Origin of the sequence: Herbaspirillum sp. UBA812 (assembly GCF_002296545.1) — a bacterium.
GTDB lineage: Bacteria > Pseudomonadota > Gammaproteobacteria > Burkholderiales > Burkholderiaceae_D > Herbaspirillum > Herbaspirillum huttiense.
In genome coordinates this window covers 1,625-6,047 of record NZ_DBIC01000406.1, presented here as the reverse complement: position 1 = coordinate 6,047, position 4,423 = coordinate 1,625, and the positions used below count along the sequence as shown (strand labels likewise).

Genomic DNA, 4,423 nt, shown 5'->3' with positions numbered 1-4,423 from the left:
GTCGGTCTCCAAAACCGAAGGTTGGGGGTTCGATGCCCTCCGCCCCTGCCACCGAATCTGGTGCAGGGTACTGAAAGTAAATATGTCTAGCCAGCCAGTTCAAACCGTCAACACCTCCAACGACAAGATCAAGATCGCATTGGCGATCGTGGCTGTGGTTGCAGGCGTGGTCGGTTTTTTTGTGTTGTCTGATCAGTCGACTCCGGTGCGCGCTGTCGCCCTGGTCGCCGGTCTGCTGGTGGCTGTGGCGTTTGCCTGGACGTCTGCACAAGGCCGCGGCTTCGTCGGTTTCGCCAAGGAATCCGTGCGCGAAACCAAGAAAGTCGTCTGGCCGACCCGCAAGGAAGCCATGCAGATCACGGCGGTGGTCTTCGCCTTCGTGCTGATTATGGCCATCTTCCTCTGGGGTACGGACAAGTTGCTCGAGTTCCTGTTGTACGACGTAATTTTGGGCTGGAAATAACATGAGCGATAGCACGCAAGACAGCGCACCGATTGGTGCGCAAAGCGTTTCAAGCGCCGGAAACAAGCGCTGGTACGTGGTGCATGCGTATTCCGGCATGGAAAAGAGCGTGCAGCGCGCGCTGACCGAGCGCATCAACCGCGCCGGCATGCAAGAACAGTTCGGCCAGATCCTGGTGCCGACTGAAGAAGTCGTTGACATGAAGAATGGTCACAAGTCCGTGACCGAACGTCGTTTCTTCCCGGGCTACGTCCTGGTCGAGATGGAAATGACGGACGAAACCTGGCACCTGGTGAAGAACACCGCCAAAGTGACCGGTTTCATCGGTGGCAAGTCGAATCGTCCGACCCCGCTGCCGCAGCGCGAAGTGGACTCGCTGCTCCGCCAGATGCAAGAAGGCGTCGAGAAGCCCCGTCCGAAGGTGCTCTACGAAGTTGGCGAAATGGTCCGCATCAAGGAAGGCCCGTTCACCGACTTCAACGGCAACGTCGAAGAAGTGAACTACGAGAAATCGCGCGTGCGCGTCTCGGTCACCATCTTCGGTCGCGCCACCCCGGTCGAACTCGAATTCGGCCAACTGGAAAAAGTCTGATCCCGCCCTCCGGAATCCCGCCTTTCCCTGTCAAGTTTTCAACGCCCGCTGGAGCGTACCGGACAAGTCATCGTCCGATCATCTAGCCATCCGAGGAGCCGCAGTAAGGAGCCGCAAGGCGAATGAGTCGGCGCTACAACTCAATCAATAAGGAGCCGTCATGGCAAAGAAGATTATTGGTTTTATCAAGCTGCAAGTGCCAGCTGGTAAAGCAAACCCGTCCCCCCCGATCGGCCCGGCTCTGGGTCAGCGCGGTCTGAACATCATGGAGTTCTGCAAGGCCTTCAACGCCCAGACTCAAGGTGTCGAACCCGGTCTGCCGATTCCGGTCGTGATCACCGCCTTCGCGGACAAGTCCTTCACCTTCGTGATGAAGACTCCGCCGGCGACCATCCTGATCAAGAAGGCTGCTGGTATCCAGAAGGGTTCCGCCAAGCCGCATACCGACAAGGTCGGCAAGATCACCCGCAAGCAAGCGGAAGAGATCGCAACCCAGAAGAAGCCGGACCTGACCGCTGCTGATCTGGAAGCTGCCGTGCGTACCATCGCTGGTTCCGCACGTTCGATGGGCATCACGGTGGAGGGTCTGTAATGGCTAAGGTATCCAAGCGCGTCAAGGCAATGAAGGAAAAGGTCGATCGTACCAAGGCCTATCCGTTCGACAACGCCGTTTCCCTGATCAAGGAATTTGCAACCGCCAAGTTCAACGAATCGATCGACGTGTCCGTCCAGCTGGGCGTGGACGCGAAGAAGTCGGACCAAGTGGTCCGTGGTTCGGTGGTGCTGCCTGCCGGTACCGGCAAGACCGTTCGCGTGGCCGTGTTCGCTTCCGGCGACAAGGCTGAAGCTGCCAAGGCAGCCGGCGCTGACGTGGTCGGCATGGAAGATCTGGCAGAGCGCGTGAAGGCCGGCGACATGCCGTTCGACATCGTCATCGCTTCGCCCGACACCATGCGTATCGTCGGTACCCTGGGTCAGATCCTGGGTCCCCGCGGCCTGATGCCTAACCCGAAGGTTGGCACCGTGACCCCGGACGTGGCAACTGCCGTCAAGAACGCCAAGGCTGGTCAAGTGCAATACCGTACCGACAAGTCCGGTATCATCCACGCCACCATCGGCCGCAAGTCGTTCTCTGACGCCGATCTGAAGGCCAACCTGCTGGCCCTGATCGATGCCCTGAACAAGGCCAAGCCGGCCAGCAGCAAGGGTGTGTACCTGCGCAAGATCGCTCTGTCGTCCACCATGGGCGCTGGCGTTCGCGTGGACCAGGCTTCCCTGGCTGCCTAAGCAAGCAATACAGTCCCCGTTTCCGAGAGGAGGCGGGGCATCTCTTTGGGCTGTCGCAGTTGAGCGCAATCAGCAATCGATTGCGGCAGGCCTTCAAAGACCGTTGGGCGGAAGCCGGCAGCAACAAGCCGGATGAAGTTAAAAACGCTGGCCGCAAGTCCAGTGAACCCAACGCAGATGGTGAACCCGAGCAAGTTTCGTAGTCTCAGGCAGCATATTCAGTTTTGCCCTATGCTGCAGTGAACTCCTAAACGTCGGACGCCGTGTTCGAACCGGTGCAAGGCAAGCAGGCAGTGGCCTGTGTAGTGGCCGAGTACTATTTTTGGAGGTTGATCTTGAGTCTCAATCTGAATGACAAGAAGGCCGTCGTCGCCGAAGTTTCCGCAAAGGTAGCAACTGCGCAAACGATCGTCGTGGCCGAATACCGTGGCATCCAGGTTGGTTCCTTGACGCAACTGCGCGCACAAGCGCGTGCCCAAGGCGTGTACCTGCGCGTGTTGAAAAACACGCTGGCTCGTCGCGCTGTTGAAGGCACGAAGTTTGCCGACCTCGCCCCGCAACTGACCGGTCCGCTGATCTACTCGATCTCGGAAGATGCCGTGGCCGCTGCCAAAGTCCTGTCGGACTTTGCCAAGACCAACGACAAGCTGGTTGTGAAGGCAGGTAACTACGAAGGCAAGCAGCTGGACAAGGCTGCTGTGGCTTCGCTGGCAAACATCCCGTCTCGCGAAGTTCTGCTGGCCCAGGTCCTGGGCATGATGCAGGCTCCGGTGTCGGGCTTTGCGCGCGCTCTGGCTGCCCTGGCAGCCAAGAAGGAAGCCGAAGCCGCATGAGGCACGGCCGCCTGAGGCGGCCCCGCTCTGCAGTTTCGACGCTTTCGCGTCACTACCAATCTGATGTTATTACCGAAATAAATTTAGGAGTTTCAAATGGCAATTAGCAAAGAAGACATCCTGGAAGCCGTTGGCGCGCTGTCCGTGATGGAACTGAATGACCTGGTCAAGGCATTCGAAGAGAAGTTTGGTGTTTCCGCTGCCGCAATGGCCGCTCCCGCTGCTGGCGGTGGCGCTGGTGCCGCTGCTGCTGCTGAAGAGCAGACCGAGTTCACCGTTGTGCTGGCTGAAGTCGGCGCCAACAAGGTCGGCGTCATCAAGGCCGTGCGTGAAATCACCGGTCTGGGCCTGAAGGAAGCCAAGGATCTGGTTGACGGTGCACCGAAGCCGGTCAAGGAAGGCATCGCCAAGGCTGACGCTGAAGCTGCCAAGAAGAAGCTGGAAGAAGCTGGCGCCAAGGCCGAACTGAAGTAATTCTCTTGCCTACCAAGGCGAGTCATTACTCCGGAGTCAAAGTGCAGAATCCCTTGAAAAAGGGATTCGGCTTTGGCTCCTTTGTCGTTTCTTATTTTTGCTGGTGATGTTGATGCGCCGCAGTATTCGTTGTCGGGAATATTAAGCGCGATCTCAGCAAAAAACTAGGGTAGACATTTGAAGATTTGAGTGCCGATGGCCCGGACTGCTTTGCCGGCAAGTCGCGCGGTCTGATCGAATCTTGAATTCTCTATCCTTCCTGTCACTCACGGAGTGTCCATGCACTACTCATTTACTGAGAAGAAGCGCATTCGCAAATCCTTCGCGAAACGCGCAAACGTCCACAACGTTCCGTTCCTGCTCGCGACTCAGATCGAGTCGTATCAGAATTTCCTGCAACCCGAACGTGCCGCATCGGAACGCAAGAATGAAGGCCTGCAATCGGCTTTCACCTCGATTTTCCCCATCGTGTCGCACAATGGCTTTGCGCGCCTCGAATTCCTGTCGTATGTGCTGGGCGCTCCGCCGTTTGACGTCAAAGAGTGCCAACAACGTGGCCTGACCTTCGCGTCCCCGCTGCGTGCCAAGGTGCGTCTGGTGATCCTGGACAAGGAATCGCCGACCAAGCCGGTCGTCAAGGAAATGAAGGAACAGGAAGTCTACATGGGCGAACTGCCCCTGATGACCACCACCGGTTCCTTCGTCATCAACGGCACCGAGCGCGTGATCGTGTCCCAGCTGCACCGCTCCCCGGGCGTGTTCTTCGAACACGAC

At 57.9% G+C, this 4,423-nt stretch carries 6 protein-coding genes and 1 pseudogene; all 7 read left to right on the top strand.

The window, feature by feature from the left end; genetic code table 11:
- Window positions 1-82 precede the first annotated feature (82 nt).
- The gene (secE, locus tag B3873_RS26440; protein ID WP_013232176.1) at window positions 83-463 is read left to right on the top strand and encodes a preprotein translocase subunit SecE; all 381 of its coding nucleotides are present in this window, start codon (window positions 83-85) and stop codon (window positions 461-463) included.
- A 1-nt stretch (window position 464) separates the two neighbouring features.
- The gene (nusG, locus tag B3873_RS26435; protein WP_034333546.1) at window positions 465-1,055 is read left to right on the top strand and encodes a transcription termination/antitermination protein NusG; all 591 of its coding nucleotides are present in this window, start codon (window positions 465-467) and stop codon (window positions 1,053-1,055) included.
- A 160-nt stretch (window positions 1,056-1,215) separates the two neighbouring features.
- Window positions 1,216-1,647, top strand: coding sequence for a 50S ribosomal protein L11 (rplK, locus tag B3873_RS26430; RefSeq protein ID WP_007875265.1), 432 nt, complete (start codon window positions 1,216-1,218; stop codon window positions 1,645-1,647).
- Window positions 1,647-2,342 (top strand): 50S ribosomal protein L1, encoded by a 696-nt coding sequence (gene rplA / locus B3873_RS26425; RefSeq protein ID WP_006465497.1) that lies wholly within the window; start codon window positions 1,647-1,649, stop codon window positions 2,340-2,342. The genes rplK and rplA overlap by 1 nt, the downstream gene beginning before the upstream one ends.
- 335 nt (window positions 2,343-2,677) lie before the next feature.
- Window positions 2,678-3,175 (top strand): 50S ribosomal protein L10, encoded by a 498-nt coding sequence (gene rplJ / locus B3873_RS26420; RefSeq protein ID WP_006465496.1) that lies wholly within the window; start codon window positions 2,678-2,680, stop codon window positions 3,173-3,175.
- A 96-nt stretch (window positions 3,176-3,271) separates the two neighbouring features.
- Entirely contained in the window at window positions 3,272-3,649 is a 378-nt protein-coding gene (rplL, locus tag B3873_RS26415) for a 50S ribosomal protein L7/L12 (protein ID WP_034333536.1), read from the top strand.
- Between the two features lie 279 nt (window positions 3,650-3,928).
- Window positions 3,929-4,423: pseudogene (gene rpoB, locus B3873_RS26410) on the top strand (DNA-directed RNA polymerase subunit beta); the annotation flags it as partial.

Coding starts and splice junctions, on each gene's coding strand:
- secE (WP_013232176.1), top strand. CDS start 83: ATGTCTAGCCAGCCAGTTCAAACCGTCAACACCTCCAACGACAAGATC.
- nusG (WP_034333546.1), top strand. CDS start 465: ATGAGCGATAGCACGCAAGACAGCGCACCGATTGGTGCGCAAAGCGTT.
- rplK (WP_007875265.1), top strand. CDS start 1,216: ATGGCAAAGAAGATTATTGGTTTTATCAAGCTGCAAGTGCCAGCTGGT.
- rplL (WP_034333536.1), top strand. CDS start 3,272: ATGGCAATTAGCAAAGAAGACATCCTGGAAGCCGTTGGCGCGCTGTCC.
- rplA (WP_006465497.1), top strand. CDS start 1,647: ATGGCTAAGGTATCCAAGCGCGTCAAGGCAATGAAGGAAAAGGTCGAT.